Origin of the sequence: Cupriavidus metallidurans CH34 (assembly GCF_000196015.1) — a bacterium.
Lineage (GTDB): Bacteria > Pseudomonadota > Gammaproteobacteria > Burkholderiales > Burkholderiaceae > Cupriavidus > Cupriavidus metallidurans.
On the sequence record NC_007973.1, the window covers coordinates 3,706,677 to 3,728,490 of the forward strand.

The following is a 21,814-nucleotide window of genomic DNA, read 5'->3' on the forward strand; positions in this document are numbered from 1 at the left end:
TCGCTTACGGCAGGTTGCGGCCCGGCGGCAGCGCCACCGGCGACGAGACCGGCGCGGCCACAGGGCTCGTGGTCGCGCCACCGGACGTGCCCATCGACGCGGGCGCGTCGGAGTTCACGGGGGCGTTGGGTGCGCTACCCGGCACCGACTGGACCGGCGCCGGCGTACCCACCGCTTCGCTGCCGGTGTTGCCGTTCTGCGAGCTACCCAATGCATCCAGACGGGCGCGCTCGGATTCGCTGATGTAGTCGAACGCCTTGACCACCTTCTGCACGCCGCTGGAGTTGCGGGCCACGTCCGTGGCCTTGTCGCCTTCGGCATTGGTCACGATGCCCAGCAGATAGACCACGCCCTTATCCGTCGTAACCTTGATCGAATTGGCGGGAACGCCCTCGGCGGTCACCATCAGCGTCTTGACCTTGCTGGTCAGGTACGCGTCATTGCTGCGCGTCATGAAGCCCGGCGAGGCCGTGACCTGGAGTTCGTTCACCACGTCACGCGTGTTCTGCAGGCCGCGCACGTACTGTTCGACCTGCTGCTTGACGTCGGCATTGCTGACTTCGCCCACCAGCAGCACCTTGCGGTTGAACACCGCCGCCTCCACGCGGGCCTTGTCGCCGCTGAAGCGCGAGCTCAGCGTGCTGTCGATTTCCATCTGCAGGCCACGGTCGATCGTCTGCGTGCCCGTGGGCCGGCGGTCGGTGGCCATCACCACGCCGGTACCGACCGCGCCGGCCAGCACCGGGAAGCAGCCGGCGAGCTGCGTGGCCGACACGATCAGTGCGGCCACGGTGACGGCCGTGCGTGCGATACGGGCCGGGGAAGTCTTCTTCTGGTTAGTCTTGGTCACGTTCGTCATGCGGTCCTTTGCAGGAAATCAGGTTGCAGCGGTTTGCAGGGCGGTTGCGCGGCTGTGGATATCACTGTGGATGACGCCGCAAAACCTGTGGATACGTTGTGGGCAGGCCTGTGAATAACCCGGGATAACTCGCGGGCGTCCACTGGCGTGGTCCTTATGCCTCACCCAGCAGTGCCTCGTCGATACCGTCGCAGAGGCAATGCAGTGTCAGCAGATGCACTTCCTGGATCCGCGCGGTCCGATCGCTCGGCACGCACAGGTCAATGTCGAATTCGTCCAGCACCGTGGCGATCTTGCCGCCACCCTTGCCGGTCAGCGCCACCACGCTCATGTCGCGCTGGTGCGCGGCGTGGATGGCCGCGATCACGTTGGCCGAATTGCCCGAAGTGGAGAGCGCCAGCAGGATGTCGCCGGGCTGGCCCAGGGCTTCCACCTGCTTGGAGAACACCACCGAAAAATCGTAGTCGTTGCCAATCGCCGTCAGGATCGAACTGTCCGTGGTCAGGGCGATGGCCGCCAGGCCCGGGCGCTCGCGCTCGAACCGGCCAACCAGTTCGGCCGCGAAATGCTGGGCGTCCGCGGCCGAGCCGCCGTTGCCGCAGGCCAGGATCTTGTTGCCGCTGGTCAGGGCCGCGACCATCCGCTCCACGGCGGCGTCAATGTGAGGCGCCATCAGCGTGGCGGCCATCCGCTTGGTCTCGGCACTGTCCAGGAATTGCTGCTCGATACTTTCAATACTCATGGCTTGATGACTTCTGCACAATCCCGCGCATTATGACGCAGGCCCCTCGCCGCCGCCCTCGGAATCCAGCGCCCCGAGGTCGAACGCGTTCCGCAGCCATTCGAGCCGGCCCGGGTCCAGCGCCACCACGTCCACCCGGCATGGCGGCAGCCGGTCCAGCGTGGCAAGGTAATGACTGGCCGCGCGCAGCACGCGCCGCTGCTTGGTCAGCGTAATGCTTGCCGCCGCGCCGCCAAACCCGCGTCCGCCGCGCTTGCGCACCTCGACGAAAACCAGCGTATCGTCAGCAGCGCGCATGATCAGGTCAATCTCGCCGCCTTTGCAGCGATAATTGCGTTCGACCGCCACCAGACCCTGCCGCTGCAGGTAGGCAAGCGCGCGATCCTCGGCCAGCGCGCCTTGCCGCGTCGTGGACGATGCCGGCCGCGCCGGCAACGCGGATGGCGTGGTGGTTTTGAATGAGCGAATCAACGGAAGTTCTCCAAGCATGAGTGACTGGACCCTGCTGGCAAGCGGTCAGACCTACCCACCGGGCACGCTGTACGTGGTGGCCACGCCGATCGGCAACGTCGCCGACCTGTCCCTGCGCGCGCTGCACGTGCTCGGCCTGGCCGACGCAATCGCCTGTGAAGACACGCGCAACACCGGGCAACTGCTGACCCGCGTGGGGCTGCAGCGGCCGCTGGTCGCCGTGCACGAGCACAACGAGCGCGAGGCCGCCGTCCGTATCGTGGAACGCCTGCGGGCCGGGGAACGGATCGCCTATGTGTCCGATGCCGGCACGCCGGGTATTTCTGACCCGGGCGCTCGGCTGGTGGAAGCCGTGCGCGCGGCCGGACTCGGCGTGGTGCCGTTGCCGGGGCCGAGCGCCGCGGTCACGGCGCTGTCCGTCGCAGGCGACATGCTCGAGGCTGGCGAAGGCCGTTTCACGTTTGTCGGATTCCTGCCGGGCAAGCCCAAGGCCCGCGCGGACGAGATCGCCCGGCTGGCTGTGCTCGACCACGCCTGGGTCCTTTACGAAGCACCGCACCGCATTGCCGACACGCTGGCCGCGCTGGCGGCCGCCCTGCCCGGCACGCGCCGCCTGCTGATCGGGCGCGAACTGACCAAGCTGTTCGAGGAGACGCCCGTCCTGACCGTGGCGGAAGCCCCAGCCTGGCTTGCGAGCGAAGCTGCGCGCGGCAAGGGCGAGTTCGTGCTGGTCGTGGAAGGTGTGCGTCGGGCGGAAGCGGGCGATGAAGATGCGCCCGATGCGGAAGCGGTGCGCGTGCTGAAGCTGCTGCTGGCCGAGCTGCCAGCCAAGCGCGCAGCCAAACTGGCGGCCGCGATCACCGGCGCGAAGACGGATGCGCTCTACCAGCTCGCGCTCGCGCAGCGTGCTGAGTGAGAAAAATCTGAATTGGGAGGGGGGCTGCAGGCGGGCGGTTGAGCGGGGAGCGAGAGGATCGATCCGGCCGGCCTGCATCGCGGATCAGGGGCGCTTGCGCTTGACCGTGGACTTCCTGGCCTTCGACTTCGTCGGCACCAGCGCATTGGCGGTATCCGGCATCTCGTCGGCGCCGCTGCCATCGCCGGCCTCGGTGCCACCCGCCTCGATCTCGGGGCCCAGGGCCGCCACTTCGGTGCGGGACAGCCGGCGGATTTCCACCTTGGTCGAGCCACTATTGACGAAGCTCAGGCGCTTGGCTGCCGCGTACGACAGGTCGAGGATCCGGTTGCCATGATAGGGGCCACGGTCGTTGATCCGCACCACGGCCACCTTGTTGTTGCTGAGATTGCGCACCAGCACCCAGCTGTCTAGCGGCAGGGTCGGGTGAGCCGCCGTCATGGCGCGCATGTCGAAGCGTTCGCCATTGGCGGTCTTGCGGCCGTGAAAGCCCTTGCCGTACCAGGATGCCGTGCCACGCTGCTCGAACGTACCCATGTCCGCGCGCAGGCCGTCGATCGACGATTGCGCCGGCGCGCCTTCATCGAGGCCGAACAGGTTCCAGCTACCGCGATCGTCGGACTTGGCCGTCGCCGGCGCGTTCGTGCCGGACTTCGACCGTGCGGACTTGGTCGGGATCGCGCCTTGCGTCGATGCGTTCTCGGTGTCGCCGCCCGGCGGCGTCGCGCACGCGGCCATCACCAACGCCGATACGATGATCGCGCATTGACGAAGGAAGCGTGTGGAGCCGGGCGCTATCGTGCGCACGGACTCCGGGCGGAGTGCGGGCTGGCTAAACATAGGCGCGCAGTCTAACAGAGTCGTATTGAAGCTAGTGCCTTGATTTTGTTACGAAACTTAAGCAAAAGGTGCTTAAACTGGTGTCAATTCCCCGCAATCCACGGCGTGGCAAGGGATTGCGCCGGATACCCCGGGGCGGGTTCTTGATGGAGCGTGCACGGCTTATGCTGCACTTTCTGTGTGGCATCGCACGTATCGGGGTCGATGACCGAGCGATGACGCACGCATGACGCGGCTACAATGACTCACCTGCCGAGGCCGGTGTCCAGCCTCAAAATATGCCGCAACAAGCACAAATGAAAGCCCTCCTGATCCCCGTCACGCCCTTCCAGCAAAACTGTTCGCTACTGATCGACGAGACCACGCAGCGCGCGGCCGTTTGCGATCCCGGTGGCGATCTCGACCGCATCCTCTCGGCGGTCAAGGAGCAAGGCGTCACGCTGGAGAAGATCTTTCTGACGCACGGGCACGTCGATCACTGCGCCGGCGCCGCGACGCTATCGCGCCAGCTCGGCATTCCGATCGAGGGGCCGCAGCAGGAGGAACGCTTCTGGATCGAGCAGCTGCCCGAGCAGACGCGGCGATTCGGCTTTGGGCATCCCGAGGCTTTCGAGCCGGACCGCTGGCTCGAGAACGGCGACACGGTCACGTTTGGCAACGAGACGCTCGAGGTCTATCACTGCCCGGGCCATACGCCGGGCCACGTTGTGTTTTTCTCGCGCCCCAACAAGCTCGCCATCGTCGGCGATGTGTTGTTCGCCGGCTCGATCGGGCGCACCGACTTCCCGCGCGGCAACCACGCGGATCTGATCCGCTCGATCCGCACCCGGCTCTGGCCGTTGGGTGACGACGTGACGTTCGTGCCGGGTCACGGCCCGGTCTCCACGTTCGGCGAGGAGCGTCGCAACAATCCGTTCGTGGCCGATCACCTGATCGACGTGGCCTGACCCATGGCGAAAAAACAGGCGCCGGACACGCGTCCCGAGATCTACGTCAGTACCGACGTGGAGGCCGACGGCCCGATCCCGGGCCCACATTCGATGCTGTCTTTCGCATCGGTGGCGATGCTGGCAGACAAGACTGTTGTCGGCACGTTCTCCGCGAACCTGGAGACCTTGCCCGGCGCGGCCGGTCATCCTGTACAGATGCAATGGTGGAAAACGCAGCCCGAAGCCTGGGCGGCGTGCCGGCGTGACCTGCAGCGTCCCGAGGACGCCATGCCGCGTTACGTCGAATGGGTCGAAAGCCTGCCCGGCAAGCCGGTGTTCGTCGCGTTCCCAGCCGGCTTCGATTTCACATGGGTGTTCTGGTACATGATGCGGTTCGTAGGCCGGTCACCCTTCGGCTGGGCCGCGCTCGACATCAAGACCGTCGGCTTCGCGCTGACCGGGCTGCCCTACCGTAAAGCGGTCAAGGCGGCCTTTCCCGCCCATTGGCACGATCCGCTGCCCCATACGCACGTGGCGCTCGACGACGCGCTCGAGCAAGGGGCGCTGTTCTGCAACATGCTGACCGAACTGCGCGCACGGGAAGCCGCCCTGGCTGCCCTGCCCCCGGCGGCGGACACACCGGAAAGCGATCCCAAACCCGCAGTGTGAATGTTGGATCGCTTTCGGTGCATTTGAGGCCGAACAGGCGCACCGCCTTGGTGCGGCAACCAACACCTGTTCGATCCATGCCGCATCGATAGCATGGCAAACGTCACCTATAGTAGAAGCGTGCAATTGGTGGCGTGAGGTGGCGTGAGCGTTCGCGCCGCCTGTGCCCGCCAGCGATCCCTGACGGTGCGCCGAGGAGGTGTGGCCATGCGATTCCATCCCGATCTTCATCTCAAGGATCTTTCCGGCCGGTTGCACTGGCCGCACCGTCCTGGTGCGCATACCGATATCGTCACGCACTACCATTCCGTCACGGAAGATGCGGAAGTCGCCCAGGCGACGATCTACGTGAGCGCGGTCACGGCGGTCGTGCTGTTGGTCGTCCTGGCAGGAATCTCTTTCGGTCAGGAGGTCATGCACTGGCTGGGCGTCAATTGAACGGCCCCGTCTGAAGCACACTCCCTGTCTGACCGGCCGGCCTCCACCTCTGGTGGGGGCCGGTTCTATTTCAGGGGTGGAAAACTGGCGCTCAACCCAGCAGTTGGGCCACGTTCTCCGGCGGACGCCCGATCGCCGCGCGGCGGTTGCGGACCACCACCGGTCGCTGCAGCAGAATCGGGTTGTCGGCCACGGCGGCCAGCAGTTCGGCGTCGGTCAGGCCGGGATCGGCAAGATCCAGCTCCTTGTAGGCGCTTTCGCCATCGCGGATCATGGCGCGCACCGGCACGCCCAGCATCGTGTGGAGCTGGCGCAGCGTGGCGAGCGACGGCGGCGTCTTGAGGTATTCCACGATCTCCACCGGTTCGCCCAGGCGCTGCGCTGCCGATTCGACCAGCGCGAGCGTTTCGCGCGATTTCGAGCAGCGGGGGTTATGGTAGATCGTGATCATGACGGCTTCCTTCGGCCTGTTCCGGCAGTCTGTGTTGAACTACCCGCACTATATACAACCGCACGCGGCAACGGACAGGCAACGGCCAGGCAACGATTGCTGGCTGGCACGCATTATGCGCGACCCGGCCTATCGCTGAACCATGGCCAGCGACGACGTGCCATGGCAGATTGACCCCTCAGAATCTCCTTCGGAATCCAACGTGTCCGCCCTCCCCACCATCGCGCGCAAGCCTTACCGGCTGCGCGACGCCACCACTGACGACGTCCCGGCGATCCACGCCATCTACGCCCACCACGTGCAACACGGCCGCGCCTCGTTCGAGGAAGTGGCGCCGACCGTCGACGAGATGCGGCACCGGTTCGGCGAGGTCCTCAAGAAGGGCCTGCCGTATATCGTCGCCGAACGCGATGGCGAGATCCTTGGCTATGCCTATGCGTCGAGTTATCGCGCTCGCAGCGCCTACCGCTTCGCCATCGAGGACTCGATCTATATCGACCATCGCCATACCGGCGAAGGGCTGGGCCGCGCGCTGCTGGCCGAACTGATCACGCGCTGCGAGACCGGGCCGTGGCGTCAGATGGTGGCCGTGGTGGCGCTGACCGCGTCCGGTGAGGGCGCCGGTTCCGTGGCCGTGCACGAGCGGCTGGGATTCCGTACCGTCGGGCGGCTGGAATCGGTCGGTCTCAAGCACGGTCAGTGGATCGACACCCTGCTGATGCAGCGCCCGCTTGGCGTCGGAGACGCGACGATCCCCGACTGATTGACTGACCGGTCGCCTTTGCGGCGTCAGTCCACATCAGTCCACCATCGCGGGCACGGCGGCTTCGCACCAGGCGCGAAGGTGGTCAAAGCTGCGCGCCACCGGGTCGGAGCCGCGATTCATGTTCTCCATGCGCAGAACCTCGACGCGCGACAGGCCAATCGTCCCCAGCACGTACTTCAGGTATGGCGTGAAGAAATCCTGCTGACTGCCGGGCCCGTCGTGAAACGCGCCGCCGCAGGCCACCACGGCCAGCACCGGGCGGTCTCGCAGCAGGCCCTGCTTGCCTTGCGGCGTGCTCCGGAAGGTCCGCCCCGGCCGCACGACCACGTCGATCCACGTCTTGAGCGTGGCCGGCACCGTGAAATTGTGGATCGGCGTGGTGATCAGCACCATGTCCGCAGACTCGAGTTCGGCAATCAGGCGCTCGGAGAGCATCAGCGCCGGGGCCTGCTCGTCACCGCCGGCCGCCACGGCAAGATTCGCGTCTGTGAACGCCGCGTCGATGGGCGGCAGCGGCTCGGCACCGAGATCGCGTTCGATCACGGTCAGCGGTCCGCGATGCGCGGCCAGCCGTTCGCGTACGACGGACCCAGCCTGGCGGCTGTGTGATCGCTCGCCGCGCGGGCTGACGTTCAGGTGTAGCAATGTGGTCATGTCTGGAGGCGTATGGTCGGCCCGTGGTTCGGCCCATTAGTTCGGCCCATGAATTCGGCGCCAGTGATCGACTCACTCAGTCGAACACGTAGTTGAACCGTAGCGCCCGGGCCAGCAGGCCGTTGCGGTAGTAGAAGCGGTGGCCGAGCACATTGTCGAGCGGCGTGTCCAGCACCAGCCGCGCGCATCCCTGCGCGTGCGCTTTCGTCTTCAGCCAGTCCATCAGCATCTGGCCGTACCCACCGCTGCGCGCGGCGGCGTCAGTGACCAGATCGTCGACATAGCAGTACGGCCCATAGACGAGGTTTTCCGCGTACCGATAGCCAGCCAGCGCCACCAACGGGCCATCGTTCCACAGACCGACCAGACGGTAGCCGTCGCCGGTCTGCCGCTGCCAACGCGTGACCAGCTCGTCCGCGTCCTGCAGATGCGGGCGCAACTGGTGCATCAGGGGAAACGCCGCAGCCACGTCTCCGGGCGTATCGATGCCGCGGATCTCGATCTGCTCCGCGGTGACGCCGTTCATGGCCGGCCCCCGGGCGAGGCTGGCGGCGGCGCGAAATGCAAGCCGACCGCAATGCGGTTCCAGGCGTTGATCGAGGCAATCGCGGCTGCCAGCAACATCAGTTCCTGCTCGCTGAACACCGTCCGCGCGGTGGCGAAGGCCACATCGCGCGCGGCGGGATCGTTCATGGACGTCAGCGCCTCGGCCCAGCCTAGCGCCGCGGCTTCGCGCGCCGTGTAGATGCCCGCGTCGCGCCAGCCGGCCAGCAGGTCGAACTTGCGCGGGTCGATATCGAGTTTGCGCGCAATGTTCAGATGGAACTGCAGGCAGAACGCGCAGCCGTTGATCTGCGAGACGCGCAGCTTGAGCAGCTCCGTCAGCGCTTTGTCCATCCCCGCCGCTTCCACTGCCTTGCTTACCCCGCTCAGCGCCGCGTAGACGTCGGACGCCGATTTCGTGAAGGTCTGGAAATCCATGACTGGCTCCTTGCGATAAGATGTCAGAGTTCGAAGATTAATGTAAGAGCTCTGACATTATGGGAAAGACCCTGTCATCCAAAGGGAAAAACAAAGGGAAGAAGGCAGACGCGGAGGAAGCGGCTCGGATTCCCGCACCCGGTGAAGGCAAGCGCGGCGAGAGCGGCTATCTGGCGTACCTGCTGCGGCAGGCCAGCGCGGCCAATCGCCTGAACATGGAACGCCTGCTGGCCGATCTTGGTGTGACCCTGCCGCAGTTCTTCGTACTGACGATGCTCGGCGCCTACCCCGGCATTTCCGGTGCCGACGTCGCGCGGCTGGCGATGCTGACCCCGCAGACGGTCAGCGTGATCATGAACAACCTGGAGAAGATGGGCGCGATCGCGCGTCAGCCTCATCCGGTGCACGGCCGCATCCAGACGATCGCGCTGACGGAGAGCGGGCAGGCATTGCTGGCCGAGTGCAAGGTACGCGCGCGGGAGGCCGATAAGCGACTGCGCGCCGGGCTCACCGCCGAAGAAGAGCAGATCGTGCGGCGATGGCTGGTAAGCCTGGCCGTGCCGGACGAAGACGCCGCCGAATGAAAAAAGGCCCGCGGACGAGTGTCTCGCGGGCCATCATCACAACCAAGGGGTACTACAGTTCGCGGGGGCGCGTCTTGTTCAGGCCATCAGGTCCGACAGTGCCAGCGCGACGACCTTGGTGGCACGGTTCAGGTCGTTCAGACGCAGGTTCTCGTCCGAGTTGTGGCCGCGGGCTTCCATCAGCGTGCGCGGGCCGGCGCCGTACAGCACGGTCGGGATGCCACGGCTCGTGTAGTGGCGAGCGTCGGTGTAGAGCGGCACGCCCTGCACCGGAATCTCCACGCCGAAGACCGACTCGGCGCGTTGCTTCAGGGCACCGATCAGCTTCTCCACGCCCGGCAGTTCCGACAGCGGTTCGGCCAGGATGATGCGCTCTACCTTCACCTCGATGCCCGGACGCTCCTTGGCGGCCTTCTCCACGACAGCGCGGAGCTCGCCTTCGGCGTCGAAACCGATCTCTTCCGGAATCATGCGGCGGTCCACGCGGAACGTGACCAGGTCAGGCACCACGTTGGTGTTGATGCCACCCTTGATCAGGCCGACGTTCAGCGTGGCAGTGTCGATGCCGAGCACCTTGCTCTTGCGCGTGGCCAGTTCGGCCCGCAGGCCGTAGATCGCCTGCAGGATGTGCGTGGCGGCCTCGATCGCGTCCACGCCAGTGTGCGGCATGGCGGCGTGGCCCTGCTTGCCCTTGACGGTGACTTCCACGTGCAGACAGCCGTTGTGGGCCGACGTGATGCCGTACGAGAAGCCGGCCGAGATTGCGTAATCGGGCTTGGTCAGGCCTTCGTCGAGCAGGAACTTCGGACCGATGTCGCCACCGGTTTCCTCGTCATAGGTGAACTGCAGTTCGACGGTGCCGTTCAGCTTCGCGCCCTGCTTCTCGGCTTCCTGAAGCGCCAGCACGGCGTAGGCGTAGGTGGCGAAGTCCGACTTCGACACGGCCACGCCACGGCCGAACATCACCGGGCCATGTTCGCTGTCAGCGATCTCGCCGCCGTACGGGTCCTTGGTCCAGCCCAGGCCCGGAGGCACCACGTCACCGTGGGCGTTCATCGCGATGGTCGGTCCACCGTTGCCGAACGTCTTGCGCACCAGCAGGTTGGTCGCGCTGATCATGCCGGCTGCACGGACCTTGTCTTCGGGCACCTTGTGGGCCTCGACCTTGAATCCCAGCCCTTCGAGCAGTTCCTTGGCGCGCTTGCCATGGGCGTCGCAATCGCCGGGGGGGTTGTCCGACGGCACCTTGACCAGCTCGGCCAGGAACGCTTCCTGTTGCGGGCGGTGTTGGTCGATATATTGCGTCAGCGTGGTTTCAACGGGATTCATGTTGTCTCGTGCGGTCATCTTCGTTATCTCTGGAGTTTTCGGGGCGACGCCGATGGCGGCGCTTATTGGGGGCGATGGAAGTGCTCGACGAAATCGGCGAACACACGCGCGGCCGTCTGGGCGTCTTCCGACGTCATGGTTTCGGTGGGGTGATGGCTGATGCCGCCGTTGCCGCAGCGAACGAACAGCATGGCCACATCGGCGATGGCGGCAATGGCCATGGCGTCATGGCCCGCGCCGGAGGGCAGGTGATGCACGGGCACGCCCTGGCGCTCTACTGCCGCGGCCCATTGGGACTGCAGCCACGGCGCGCACGGAACGCTGGCGGCTTCGTGCGTCTTGCGGATCTGCGAGCGGACGTTGCGGCGCGCGCAAACACGTTCGATTTCGGCCAGCACGTCGTTGACGGCGGCCTCGCGCTCGGCGTCATCGCCAGCGCGGATATCGATGGAAAACACCGCGCGGCCCGGAACCACATTGGTGGCGCCGTTCGGCACATTGAACTGGCCGACCGTGCCGACCAGGCCCGGCTTGCCGCCGCAGCGCTTCTCGATGAAGAGGCCGATCTCCGCGCCGGCCATCGCGGCGTCGCGGCGCATGTCCATCGGCACCGTGCCGGCGTGGCCGGCCAGGCCTTCCAGCTCGACGATGAAGCGCGTGGCGCCAGAGATGGCGGTAACCACTCCCACGGGCAGGCCTTCGTTCAGCAGCACCGGACCTTGCTCGATGTGAACCTCGATGAAGGCCAGCACCTGGCTGCGATCGTGCTTCGCGGCGGGCAGTTGCCCGGCATCGAACCCGGCCGCGCGCATCACTTCGCGCATGGTCTTGCCCGAGTCATCGACGTTGTCGAGCACATTGGTATCGAACGTGCCCGCGATGGCGCGGCTGCCCAGCAGCGTGGCCTTGAAGCGCACGCCCTCTTCCTCGGCAAACCCGACCACTTCGAGCGCGAACGGAAAGCGCTTGCCCTGGCGGTTCCACTCGGCCACACAGGCGATCGGCAGGATCACGCCGAGGTTGCCGTCGTAGCGACCCGCGTCGCGCACGGTGTCGAAGTGGGAACCCGTCAGCAGCGCCGGGGCGTTTGGCGTGGTGCCTTCATAGCGGCCGATCACGTTGCCGGCGGCATCGCGGCGCACGGTCATGCCCGCAGCTTCCATCCATTCGGTCAGCAGCGCGGCGGCGCCGTGATGGGCCTCGGTCAGATAGGTGCGGGTAAGGATGCCGGGCTGATCGGTATGAACGGCCAGGGCGTCGGCCCAGGTCATGATGCGCGTGCCGGTTTCAGCGGACAACGGCGTAGGGGTTGCTGCCATGTGTGTGTCTCTCCTGCTGGTGGTGCGTGAGCTCGGTCGAGGAAATCCTGGCGGGAGGGCCAGTCAAGGCAGGCGCCCGGTGCCGTAGCTCTATTCTGTGCGATTCATGTTAGCACAGTGAATTCAAAAATTGCATACAAAAATGATATGCACTATATTGGCCTCCACGCACCAACAATCCGCTGCGGACAATCCGGTCCGGACAAGTGGATTGCGTGGATTCCGCCTCAACAGGGGGGCTTTCCGCGCGGGATATGGCTCTCGGGCCGATTTCCCGTGGTGATGCCAGGCCCGCCGCGCATCCGCCCTCCCGCGCCATGTGACGGCAGGTAGTCCTGAATCAGATCAGGGCCGGCCAGCGACGCAAAGACGTCTCATCTGGACCGCGCCCGGCACGGAGACAACAATGCAGCAAGCCGTACCCTCGCAGCGCGCCGCTGGTGCACGCCTGCACACCCGATTCACCCGCTCCCTGTTCGGTCAGGTGCTGATCGCGCTGGTGATCGGCACCCTGCTCGGGCTGTTTTTCCCCGAGTTCGCCGCCAAGCTCAAGCCGCTGGGCGATGCCTTCATCAAGCTGATCAAGATGCTGATCGGCCCCATCGTGTTCTGCGTGGTCGTGGCGGGCATCTGCGGCGCCGGGGAGCTGAAGAAGGTCGGGCGCGTCGGCATCAAGGCCGTGGTCTATTTCGAGGTGGTCACGACCATCGCGCTGGCGCTGGGCGTGGTGCTGGCCTACGTGTTCCATCCGGGCACCGGCATGAACGTGAATCCGCGTTCGCTGGATATCTCAGCCATGTCGGCCTACATCGAATCCGCCGACAAGGTGAAGAGCGCGGGCATGGTCGATTTCCTGCTCAAGCTGATTCCGAACACGATCATGGGCGCATTCTCCAGTGGAGACGTGCTGCAGGTGCTGCTGGTCTCAATCCTGTTCGGCTGCGCGCTGTCCGTCGTGGGCGAATCCGGCCGGCCGCTGGTCAAGCTGATCGACACGTTCTCGCACACGCTGTTCAAGATGATGGGCTTCATCATCAAGCTGGCGCCGCTGGGCGTGCTGGGCGCGGTGGCGTTCACCGTGGGCAAGTACGGCATCGGCTCGCTCAAGCAGCTCGGGTTCCTGGTGATCCTGTTCTACGGCGCGGTGGTGATCTTCGTGGTCGGCGTGCTGGGGCTGATCATGCGGCTGTGCGGCTTCTCGGTGCTGAAGCTGATTCGTTACCTGCGTGCCGAATTGCTGGTGGTGCTCGGCACAGCGTCGTCCGACAGCGTGCTGCCGCAGGTGATGAAGAAGCTCGAGTACATGGGCATCCGCAAGTCGGTGGTCGGCCTGGTGATTCCCACCGGCTACTCATTCAACCTCGATGCATTCTCGATCTACCTGACGCTTGCCGCGGTGTTCATCGCGCAGGCCACCAACACGCCGCTGGCGCTGGGCGACCTGCTCGGCATCCTGGCCGTGGCACTGGTCACGTCGAAGGGCGCGCATGGCATTCCCGGTTCGGCGATCGTGATCCTGGCCGCGACACTCTCCGCCCATCCGGCGATCCCCGCCATCGGCCTGGTGCTGGTGCTGTCGGTGGATTGGTTCATCGGTATCGCCCGCGCGGTGGGCAACCTGATTGGCAACTGCGTAGCCACGGTAGTGGTGGCCGCCTGGGAGCACGACATCGACCGCGAACGGGCCCACGGCGTGCTCAATGGCACGATCCCGGCAGGTGAGCTGGAGGAAGGGCTGATGGTGCACGATCATGGCTCCGGGGAAGTCCCGGTACCGGCACCGCTGCCGGGGGTGGCCTCGGGGCGCTAGAATCACGCACATCCCACTCACCGCGCTGGCCTGCCAGGCGACGCGCGACACCATGCCCGAGCATATCGATCCAGACATGACCGCCGAGGCGATTGCCGACGATATCGTCGCCGCCATCGTCTCGCACCGCCTGCCGCCCGGCACCAAGCTGCGCGAGGAGGCGCTGGCCAGCGTCTATCGCGTCAGCCGCACCAAGGTTCGCGCCGCGTTGCTGATGCTGTCCAAGGACAAGGTCATCCAGATCGTGCCGGACAAGGGCGCGTTCGTGGCCAAGCCCAGCGCGGAAGAAGCACGCGAGGTGTTCACGGTGCGGCGCATCCTGGAGGCGGCACTGGCGCGCGAGTTCGTCGCCAAGGCCACGCCTGCAGACTACAAGCGCATCGAGAAACACCTGACCGCCGAACGCAAGTCGCTGGGCGGCAATGATGCCCAGACGCGTACCCGGCTGCTGGGCGATTTCCATATCGTGCTGGCCGAGGTGGTGGGCAACAGCGTGATGACCGGCATCATGCGCGAACTGTCGATGCGCAGCGCCGTGATCACGATGCTCTACCAGAGCCGCCGCGATGCGACGTGTTCATCGGACGAGCACCGCGCCTTTATCGACGCCGCGCGCGCGGGCGATGCCGAACTTGCCGTGAAGCTGATGGTCGAGCATCTGGCGCATGTGGAGGCCGCTCTGCACTTTGAGGAAGTACCGGCGGCGGCACGTGGCAAGGACCTGGTGGCCGCGTTGCTGGCCTGACGTTCGGAGCGAATGCGATAGGCTTGATCGGAGTCAAGGACGAAGAAGCGGGAGAGGCGCAATATTCACCTCGCCATGGAGTTGCGGGGGCGCACTTCATGAGCTCTCCCCGTCCTTCGCAAGAGGGACCGCCCGCAGACCGCAATGGCTGCGGGCTTTTTCTTTTGGGGGTTCGGTTTTTGCGGATCTGGTTCCGCGCTGACGGCGCCATAGCACCAACGCTTCAAACCCCTCAGACCCTGCCGCTCCAATACCCCGGCTTTGCAAACGCCTGTTTCAAGTGCTCGATGAAGAAGCGGATCTTGGCCGGCACCGGCCGCTGCTGCGGGTACACCGCGAGGATGTCGTAATCCGGCAGCGCGTACTCGTCGAGTACCGTGATCAGCTCCCCACTTTCCAGTTGCGGCAGGATCTCCCACGTCGAACGCCAGCCCAGTCCCAGGCTCTCGCCAGTCCAGCGATGCAATAGCTCGCCGTCGTTGCAGTCGAGATTGCCGTTCACGCGCACCGTCACGGTCTTACCGTTTTGCTGGAAGTACCAGCCACGCTGCTGCCCGCCTTGCAGGTTGAACGCGAGGCAGTTGTGCTTCTCCAGATCCTCGAGCGTGTGCGGCACGCCGTGCCTGGCAAAGTACGCGGGCGTGCCGCATACCACGCGCTTATTGGTCGCCAGCTTGATCGCCACGAAGTTCGGGTCGATCGCGCCCCCGATGCGGATGCCGACGTCATAGCCCTCGCGCACCAGATCCACCACGCGGTCGGTCAGGTTGAATGAAATCTGCACCTCGGGATTGGCGGCGAGAAAGGCCGGCGCGTGCGGCGCCACGTGCTTGCGCCCGAATGCGGCCGGTGCCGACACGATCAGGTGACCGGTGGCCTTGTGCTTGCCTTCGGCAATCAGCATCTCGGCGCGGTCCAGGTCGGCCAGCGCCTTCTTGCACTGCTCCATGAACGCGGCGCCCTGCTCGGTCACCACAATGCGGCGCGTGGAGCGATGCAGCAGCTTGACGCCGATGCGTGCCTCCAGCGCGTTGATGCGCCGGCCGATCATGACCGGCGTGACGTTCTGCGTCAGCGCGGCGGCGGCCATGCTGCCGTGTTCCACCACGGCGATGAATGCTTCGATCTGTTTGAGTTTGTCCATGCCAGCCCAGCTAAATGTCTCCTGCCGGCACATTGTGAGGCATCGGAGCCATATCGCGCATCCCCGGGGCGCTATGACGCCCATCCGGCCCACCAATCGTCACGCCCCGGAAGCTCCGTGCTGGACGACTGCTACGGCTGACGCTGGCGGTTCACGGCCTCGTTGATTTCCGCTGCTTCACCCAGCACGTGGGCCAGCCGGCGCAGCGGGGCGCTGCATTGCAACTGGGCGAACAACGCCAGGGCGCATCCAGCCACCAACACTGCGCCGTAGATCGCCACGAGCGCCGGGACGCCGCCGGGTGCCATGACCGCCACACCGTCGGCCAGGATCACCGCGGCGGGCCCAATGGCCAGGACCAGCGCCATGGTGCGGGCGCTGGCGTCCCAGAGCCGTGCCTGCAGCACCACGCGACGCTGGCGGGCGCGGAGCTGGAGCGCCGGAATGCGGCCAAGGCGTAGCAGCAGCGCGTTCTCGACCTCGCTTTGGGTATCGAGCCGACGCGTCAGCCAGCGAAGCGGATGCTGCAACGCAGCACGGCGATCGAGCAGCCTGATCACCCATGCGCCGACGTAGAACACCCCGCAAACGGCCAGCAGCACGTGAAAGACCTGCGGAAGCCACGCCGGCGGCACCTGCGCAAGCACCCGGTGCCACCACACCAGCGCGCCGCCGGCGACCAGCATCGGCACCAGCGCCAGGACAAAGCCGGCCCACAACACCGTGGCCAGACGGCTCTCGGCGGCCGGTCCGGCCTGCGGAGAGGCCTGGAGCGCTTCAATCAATTCGTAGGTGGTCGGCAGCCGCGAGTACATGGCAGAGCAAGGGCGATTCCAAACCTCTCATTTTGGCCCGATGGCGGCGCGACCGAAAGCCCGCAACGCCACCAGATTGCGCCGAACCCCTCGCCATGGGGGATCCGGCGAAGGTCTCGAACACATACTGCATCGCTCACATTCGATGCTCGATGCTGCGGCATTGCTAACTGCAGGTATCGAATCAACTGATCTCCCTTCTGTTTATCCACAGGCCGGTGCGGGCATAGCATCAGACCCAGAACAAATCCCACCCATTGTTTTGAATCGTATTGGAGACAGACATGCCGAAGATGAGAGCAGTCGACGCGGCCATCGCCGTACTGGAAAAGGAAGGCATCACCACCGCGTTCGGCGTGCCGGGCGCCGCCATCAACCCGTTCTACTCGGCCATGCGCCGCGCTGGCTCGATCCGCCACCTGCTGGCGCGCCACGTGGAAGGCGCCTCGCACATGGCCGAGGGCTACACCCGTGCCGAGCCGGGCAACATTGGCCTCTGCATCGGCACGTCGGGCCCCGCCGGCACGGACATGATCACGGGCCTTTACTCGGCCTGGGCGGATTCGATCCCCATTCTCTGCATCACCGGCCAGGCCCCGCGCGCCCGTCTGTACAAGGAAGATTTCCAGGCCGTCGATATCGAGTCGATCGCCAAGCCGGTGACCAAGTGGGCCGTGACCGTGCGCGAGCCGGCGCTGGTGCCGCAGGTGTTCCAGCAGGCGTTCCACCTGATGCGTTCGGGCCGCCCGGGTCCGGTGCTGATCGACCTGCCGTTCGACGTGCAGGTGGCCGAGATCGAATTCGATCCCGAAACGTACCAACCGCTGCAACCGTACAAGCCGGCCGCCTCGCGCGCCCAGATCGAGAAGGCCATCTCGATGCTGAACCAGGCCGAGCGTCCGCTGATCGTCTGCGGCGGCGGCGTGATCAACGCTAACGCGTCGGAACTGCTGGTCGAGTTCGCCGAGCTGGTCAATGTGCCCGTGGTGCCCACGCTGATGGGCTGGGGCGTGCTGGCCGACGACCACCCGCTGCAAGCCGGCATGGTGGGCCTGCAGACCTCGCACCGTTACGGCAACGCCACGCTGCTCGCCTCGGATTTCGTGATGGGCATCGGCAACCGCTGGGCCAACCGCCACACCGGCAGCGTCGACGTCTACACCAAGGGCCGCAAGTTCGTGCACGTCGACATCGAGCCCACGCAGATCGGCCGCGTGTTCGGTCCTGACCTCGGCATCGTCTCGGATGCCAAGGCCGCGCTGGAGCAGTTCGTCGAAGTGGCTCGCGAAATGAAGATGGCCGGCCGCCTGCCGTGCCGCAAGGCGTGGGTGGCCGACGTGCAGAAGCGCCGCCGCACGATGAAGCGCAAGAGCGACTTCGACAACGTGCCGGTCAAGCCGCAGCGCGTGTACCGCGAGATGAACCAGTACTTCCCGCGCGACGTGCGCTACGTGACGACGATCGGCCTGTCGCAGATCGCCGCCGCGCAGTTCCTGTCCGTGAACCAGCCGCGCCACTGGATCAACTGCGGCCAGGCAGGCCCGCTGGGCTGGACGATTCCCGCCGCCATCGGCGTGAAGACCGCCTCGCCGAACTCGGACATCGTGGCCATCTCGGGTGACTACGACTTCCAGTTCATGATCGAGGAACTGGCCGTGGCCGCGCAGTTCAAGGTGCCGTACATCCACGTGGTGGTGAACAACTCGTACCTGGGCCTGATCCGTCAGGCGCAGCGCAACTTCGAGATGGACTACTGCGTGCAGCTCGCGTTCGACAACATCAACGCGCCCGAGCTGGAAGGCTATGGCGTGGACCACGTGAAGGTTGTGGAAGGTCTCGGCTGCAAGGCAATCCGCGTGTTCAAGCCCGAAGACATCGCACCGGCCTTTGCCGAAGCGCGCGACCTGATGGCCGAGTTCTCGGTACCGGTAGTGGTCGAGGTGATCCTCGAGCGCGTCACCAACATCGCGATGGGTACCGAGATCGACAACATCAACGAGTTCGAGCCGATCGAGGACCTCGAGGGTGCCGTGGACGCCGATTCGGCGATCCTGGTCGAAGAGACCACGGCCTGAGTACCGAGTACCGCTTCCCCGTAGTACGCCACCCTGCCCCGCTCCACCGGGGTGGGTGTGGCGGTTTTTCCCAGACACCGAGAGAGACAAACAATGCCAAAGCTCGCAGCAAACCTGACGATGCTGTTTAACGAAGTCGGCTTCCTGGACCGCTTCGAGGCCGCCGCCCGCGCCGGATTCCGTGGCGTGGAGTTCCTGTTTCCGTACGCGTTTCACGCCGACCAGATCGCTGATCGCCTGAACCGCTTCCAGCTCGACCTCGTGCTGCACAACCTGCCCGCCGGAAAGTGGGAAGCGGGTGAGCGCGGCATCGCCTGCCACCCGGACCGCGTGGGCGAATTCCAGGACGGCGTGGGCGAGGCCATCAAGTACGCGAAGGTACTGGGCGTGCGCCAGTTGAACTGTCTGGTCGGCATCCTGCCGCAGAACGTGAAGCGCGAACAGGCGCAGGAAACGCTGGTGGAAAACCTGCGTTTCGCGGCCAATGCGCTGGCGCAGGAACATATCGATCTGCTGGTTGAACCGATCAACACGTTTGACATCCCGGGCTTCTTCCTGTCGCGCACGCAGCAGGCGATCGACCTGATTGGTCAGGTCAACGCGCCCAACCTCTACGTGCAGTACGACATCTATCACATGCAGCGCATGGAGGGCGAGATCGCCAATACGATCCGCGCCAACCTGCCGAAGATCAAGCACGTGCAGCTTGCCGACAACCCCGGCCGCAACGAGCCCGGCACCGGCGAGATCAATTACCAGTACCTGTTCCGCTTCCTCGACGAGATCGGCTACCAGGGCTGGATCGGCTGCGAATACAAGCCGAAGACGACCACCGAAGCCGGCCTGGGCTGGCGCGCGGCGCACGGCGTTTGAGCCGGCGTTCCGCTGAAATCCGAATCGAATTCTTTCTACTGACTGGAGACAAACATGGCAAACCAACGCAACGTCGGCTTTATCGGCCTGGGCATCATGGGCGCGCCGATGGCGGGTCACCTGCGCGCCGCCGGCCACACGCTGTTCGTGCATGACGTGAACCCGGCACCGCAGTTCCTGGTGGACGCAGGCGTCACCGTCTGCACCAGCGCCGAGGAAGTGGCCAAGCGTGCCGACATCGTGATCGTGATGGTGCCGGACACCCCGCACGTCGAAGCCGTGCTGTTCGGCGAAAAGGGTGTTGCCGCCGCCTTCAAGGCAGCCGGCAAGGAAGCCAGCTACAGCAAGATCGTCGTGGACATGAGCTCGATCTCGCCGATCGCCACGAAGGACTTCGCCGCGCGCATCAACAAGCTCGGCGCCTCGTACCTTGACGCACCGGTGTCGGGTGGTGAAGTGGGTGCCAAGGCCGCAACGCTGACCATCATGGTCGGTGGCCCGGCCGAAGCGTTCGACCAGGTCAAGCCGCTGTTCGAACTGATGGGCAAGAACATCACGCTGGTGGGCGGCAACGGCGACGGCCAAACCACCAAGGTGGCCAACCAGATCATCGTGGCGCTGAACATCCAGGCCGTGTCCGAAGCGCTGCTGTTCGCGTCGAAGGCTGGTGCCGATCCGGCAAAGGTGCGTCAGGCGCTGATGGGTGGCTTCGCGGCTTCGCGCATCCTGGAAGTGCACGGCGAGCGCATGGTCAAGCGCACCTTCGATCCGGGCTTCCGCATCGAACTGCACCAGAAGGACCTGAACCTGGCGCTGCAAGGCGCCAAGGCACTGGGCGTATCGCTGCCGAACACGTCGACGGCGCAGGAGCTGTTCAACGCGTGCGCCGCGAACGGCTTCGGCAAGCTCGATCACTCGGCACTGTGCCGCGCGATCGAAATCATGTCGAACCACGAGATCGCCAAGGGCGCGAAGTAAGCCCTCCCGCGGCTGCCCTGCCTGACGGCGGGCGGCCGCGTTGATTGTTGTCCTTGTTTTTCTGCTTGCGTTTCATTTCAGGACCCACATGTTTGCCACCGACGCCACCGCCGCCCTGCTGTCGCCGCAGCGCCAGGCCGGCACGCCCGACTATCGCGACGCCTCTCAAGCCCGCGCGCTGTTGCGCGATCTGTTCGATACGGCCGTCTCGGCCGTGAGCGCGACGCATTGCCTGCCGCCGCATTTGCCACAACCGCCGAAGGGACGCACCGTTGTGATCGGCGCGGGCAAGGCCGCCGCCGCGATGGCGCAGGCAGTAGAGGCGAACTGGAAGGGCGAACTGTCGGGGCTGGTGGTCACGCGCTATGGCCATGGCGCCGATTGCCAGCGCATCGAAGTCGTCGAGGCCGCGCACCCGGTGCCTGACGCCGCGGGCCAGCAGGCCGCGCAGCGCATGGTGGAACTGGTGCAGGGACTGACTGCCGACGACCTCGTGCTGTGCCTGATCTCCGGTGGCGGCTCCGCCCTGCTCGCCGCACCCGCGTCGGGCATCACGCTGGCGGACAAGCAGGCCGTGAACAAGGCGCTGCTGCGCAGCGGCGCGAGCATCGGCGAGATGAACTGCGTGCGCAAGCACCTGTCCGCGCTCAAGGGTGGCCGCCTGGCTCTGGCCTGCGCACCCGCGCGTGTGGAAACGCTGCTGATTTCCGATATTCCGGGCGATGATCCCACCTTGATCGCCAGCGGCCCGACACTGCCGGACGCCACCACTTGCGCGGATGCGCTCGCGGTCATCGCCAAGTACAACATCGATGTGCCCGCCAACGTGCGCGCGCATCTGGAGAGCGGCGCGGGTGAAACGCCAAAGCCCGGCGACACCCGTTTCGAAGGTCATCGCAACGTGACGCTGGCCAGCGCCCAGCAGTCGCTCGAAGCGGCCGCCGCACGCGCACGCGAACTCGGCCTGACCGCGCACATCCTGTCCGACAGCATCGAAGGCGAAGCGCGCGACGTGGCCGAAGTCCACGCCGCGATCGCGCGCCAGATCGTCGCGCATGGCCAGCCGTTCGAGAAGCCGTGCGTGATCCTGTCCGGCGGCGAGACGACGGTGACGGTGCGAGGCAATGGCCGTGGCGGTCGCAATGCCGAGTTCCTGCTGTCGCTGGCGGTGTCGCTCGACGGCCTGCCCGGTGTGCACGCGATCGCTTGCGACACCGATGGCATCGACGGCTCCGAAGACAATGCCGGCGCGCTGCTTGGCCCCGATTCGCTGACGCGCGCCGTGGCACGCGGCCTGTCTGCCCGCGCGCATCTGGACAACAACGACGGGTACGGATTCTTTGCCGGTATCGACGACCTGATCGTCACCGGCCCGACCCGTACCAACGTGAACGATTTTCGCGCGATCCTGATCATCTGATCGCGC

The 21,814-nt window shown here is 65.6% G+C and carries 24 protein-coding genes; 12 read left to right on the forward strand and 12 right to left on the reverse strand.

From position 1 onward, the window contains the following. Nucleotides 1–4 precede the first annotated feature (4 nt). The 3 genes from RMET_RS17225 to RMET_RS17235 all read right to left on the reverse strand — a co-directional run bounded on the left by RMET_RS17225 (nucleotide 5) and on the right by RMET_RS17235 (nucleotide 2,072). A complete protein-coding gene (locus RMET_RS17225) occupies nucleotides 5–859 on the reverse strand; it encodes a BON domain-containing protein (RefSeq protein WP_011517862.1) in 855 nt (284 codons plus the stop codon). A gap of 154 nt (nucleotides 860–1,013) precedes the next feature. After that, nucleotides 1,014–1,601 (reverse strand): phosphoheptose isomerase, encoded by a 588-nt coding sequence (locus tag RMET_RS17230; protein WP_008646124.1) that lies wholly within the window; start codon nucleotides 1,599–1,601, stop codon nucleotides 1,014–1,016. A gap of 30 nt (nucleotides 1,602–1,631) precedes the next feature. After that, nucleotides 1,632–2,072 carry a YraN family protein gene (locus tag RMET_RS17235; RefSeq protein ID WP_049799762.1) on the reverse strand — a complete coding sequence of 147 codons (441 nt, stop codon included), beginning with the start codon at nucleotides 2,070–2,072 and terminating at the stop codon, nucleotides 1,632–1,634. A gap of 16 nt (nucleotides 2,073–2,088) precedes the next feature. On the opposite strand from RMET_RS17235, the gene rsmI reads away from it, so the two are divergent. After that, a complete protein-coding gene (gene rsmI / locus RMET_RS17240; RefSeq protein WP_011517864.1) occupies nucleotides 2,089–2,988 on the forward strand; it encodes a 16S rRNA (cytidine(1402)-2'-O)-methyltransferase in 900 nt (299 codons plus the stop codon). A gap of 84 nt (nucleotides 2,989–3,072) precedes the next feature. On the opposite strand, the gene RMET_RS17245 is transcribed toward rsmI, so the two are convergent. Beyond that, entirely contained in the window at nucleotides 3,073–3,828 is a 756-nt protein-coding gene (locus RMET_RS17245) for a septal ring lytic transglycosylase RlpA family protein (RefSeq protein WP_011517865.1), read from the reverse strand. A gap of 296 nt (nucleotides 3,829–4,124) precedes the next feature. On the opposite strand from RMET_RS17245, the gene RMET_RS17250 reads away from it, so the two are divergent. From RMET_RS17250 to RMET_RS17260, 3 genes are all read left to right on the forward strand, one after another. Beyond that, complete coding sequence (locus tag RMET_RS17250) at nucleotides 4,125–4,775, forward strand: MBL fold metallo-hydrolase (RefSeq protein WP_017510795.1); 651 nt, start codon at nucleotides 4,125–4,127, stop codon at nucleotides 4,773–4,775. A gap of 3 nt (nucleotides 4,776–4,778) precedes the next feature. Next, the gene (locus RMET_RS17255) at nucleotides 4,779–5,426 is read left to right on the forward strand and encodes a 3'-5' exonuclease family protein (protein WP_011517867.1); all 648 of its coding nucleotides are present in this window, start codon (nucleotides 4,779–4,781) and stop codon (nucleotides 5,424–5,426) included. Nucleotides 5,427–5,633: 207 nt separating this feature from the next. Further along, on the forward strand, nucleotides 5,634–5,864 hold the full coding sequence (locus RMET_RS17260; RefSeq protein WP_008646132.1) for a hypothetical protein: 231 nt from the start codon (nucleotides 5,634–5,636) through the stop codon (nucleotides 5,862–5,864). Between the two features lie 91 nt (nucleotides 5,865–5,955). Here the strand turns inward: RMET_RS17260 and arsC are convergent, their stop codons facing one another. Further along, nucleotides 5,956–6,315, reverse strand: coding sequence for an arsenate reductase (glutaredoxin) (gene arsC, locus RMET_RS17265; RefSeq protein WP_011517868.1), 360 nt, complete (start codon nucleotides 6,313–6,315; stop codon nucleotides 5,956–5,958). 142 nt (nucleotides 6,316–6,457) lie between these two features. On the opposite strand from arsC, the gene RMET_RS17270 reads away from it, so the two are divergent. Next, nucleotides 6,458–7,078, forward strand: coding sequence for a GNAT family N-acetyltransferase (locus RMET_RS17270; protein WP_011517869.1), 621 nt, complete (start codon nucleotides 6,458–6,460; stop codon nucleotides 7,076–7,078). 36 nt (nucleotides 7,079–7,114) lie between these two features. On the opposite strand, the gene RMET_RS17275 is transcribed toward RMET_RS17270, so the two are convergent. From RMET_RS17275 to RMET_RS17285, 3 genes are all read right to left on the reverse strand, one after another. Further along, complete coding sequence (locus RMET_RS17275; protein WP_011517870.1) at nucleotides 7,115–7,735, reverse strand: FMN-dependent NADH-azoreductase; 621 nt, start codon at nucleotides 7,733–7,735, stop codon at nucleotides 7,115–7,117. Between the two features lie 76 nt (nucleotides 7,736–7,811). Further along, complete coding sequence (locus RMET_RS17280) at nucleotides 7,812–8,261, reverse strand: GNAT family N-acetyltransferase (protein WP_011517871.1); 450 nt, start codon at nucleotides 8,259–8,261, stop codon at nucleotides 7,812–7,814. Continuing rightward, on the reverse strand, nucleotides 8,258–8,716 hold the full coding sequence (locus RMET_RS17285) for a carboxymuconolactone decarboxylase family protein (RefSeq protein ID WP_011517872.1): 459 nt from the start codon (nucleotides 8,714–8,716) through the stop codon (nucleotides 8,258–8,260). The genes RMET_RS17280 and RMET_RS17285 overlap by 4 nt, the downstream gene beginning before the upstream one ends. Nucleotides 8,717–8,775: 59 nt before the next feature. Between RMET_RS17285 and RMET_RS17290 the strand changes: the two genes are divergently transcribed. Next, entirely contained in the window at nucleotides 8,776–9,300 is a 525-nt protein-coding gene (locus RMET_RS17290) for a MarR family winged helix-turn-helix transcriptional regulator (protein ID WP_011517873.1), read from the forward strand. A gap of 78 nt (nucleotides 9,301–9,378) precedes the next feature. Here RMET_RS17290 and RMET_RS17295 read toward each other — a convergent pair whose 3' ends face one another. After that, on the reverse strand, nucleotides 9,379–10,629 hold the full coding sequence (locus RMET_RS17295) for a M20/M25/M40 family metallo-hydrolase (RefSeq protein WP_224445415.1): 1,251 nt from the start codon (nucleotides 10,627–10,629) through the stop codon (nucleotides 9,379–9,381). 62 nt (nucleotides 10,630–10,691) lie between these two features. Continuing rightward, nucleotides 10,692–11,948: an allantoate amidohydrolase gene (locus tag RMET_RS17300; RefSeq protein ID WP_011517875.1), complete on the reverse strand. Its 1,257-nt coding sequence runs from the start codon at nucleotides 11,946–11,948 to the stop codon at nucleotides 10,692–10,694. Between the two features lie 406 nt (nucleotides 11,949–12,354). On the opposite strand from RMET_RS17300, the gene RMET_RS17305 reads away from it, so the two are divergent. Continuing rightward, entirely contained in the window at nucleotides 12,355–13,758 is a 1,404-nt protein-coding gene (locus RMET_RS17305) for a C4-dicarboxylate transporter DctA (RefSeq protein ID WP_011517876.1), read from the forward strand. 52 nt (nucleotides 13,759–13,810) lie between these two features. Next, nucleotides 13,811–14,503, forward strand: coding sequence for a GntR family transcriptional regulator (locus RMET_RS17310; protein WP_008646146.1), 693 nt, complete (start codon nucleotides 13,811–13,813; stop codon nucleotides 14,501–14,503). 232 nt (nucleotides 14,504–14,735) lie between these two features. On the opposite strand, the gene RMET_RS17315 is transcribed toward RMET_RS17310, so the two are convergent. Together RMET_RS17315 and RMET_RS17320 are read right to left on the reverse strand one after the other, a co-directional pair. Further along, on the reverse strand, nucleotides 14,736–15,647 hold the full coding sequence (locus tag RMET_RS17315; protein ID WP_008646147.1) for a LysR family transcriptional regulator: 912 nt from the start codon (nucleotides 15,645–15,647) through the stop codon (nucleotides 14,736–14,738). A 131-nt stretch (nucleotides 15,648–15,778) separates the two neighbouring features. Next, complete coding sequence (locus RMET_RS17320) at nucleotides 15,779–16,462, reverse strand: hypothetical protein (protein ID WP_011517878.1); 684 nt, start codon at nucleotides 16,460–16,462, stop codon at nucleotides 15,779–15,781. Nucleotides 16,463–16,746: 284 nt separating this feature from the next. On the opposite strand from RMET_RS17320, the gene gcl reads away from it, so the two are divergent. The 4 genes from gcl to RMET_RS17340 all read left to right on the forward strand — a co-directional run bounded on the left by gcl (nucleotide 16,747) and on the right by RMET_RS17340 (nucleotide 21,808). Then, entirely contained in the window at nucleotides 16,747–18,537 is a 1,791-nt protein-coding gene (gcl, locus tag RMET_RS17325; protein WP_011517879.1) for a glyoxylate carboligase, read from the forward strand. Between the two features lie 93 nt (nucleotides 18,538–18,630). Then, nucleotides 18,631–19,410 (forward strand): hydroxypyruvate isomerase, encoded by a 780-nt coding sequence (gene hyi, locus RMET_RS17330; protein ID WP_008646150.1) that lies wholly within the window; start codon nucleotides 18,631–18,633, stop codon nucleotides 19,408–19,410. A 54-nt stretch (nucleotides 19,411–19,464) separates the two neighbouring features. Then, entirely contained in the window at nucleotides 19,465–20,388 is a 924-nt protein-coding gene (gene glxR / locus RMET_RS17335; protein WP_011517881.1) for a 2-hydroxy-3-oxopropionate reductase, read from the forward strand. Between the two features lie 88 nt (nucleotides 20,389–20,476). Continuing rightward, entirely contained in the window at nucleotides 20,477–21,808 is a 1,332-nt protein-coding gene (locus tag RMET_RS17340) for a glycerate kinase type-2 family protein (RefSeq protein ID WP_011517882.1), read from the forward strand. The last annotated feature ends 6 nt before the right edge of the window (nucleotides 21,809–21,814 follow it).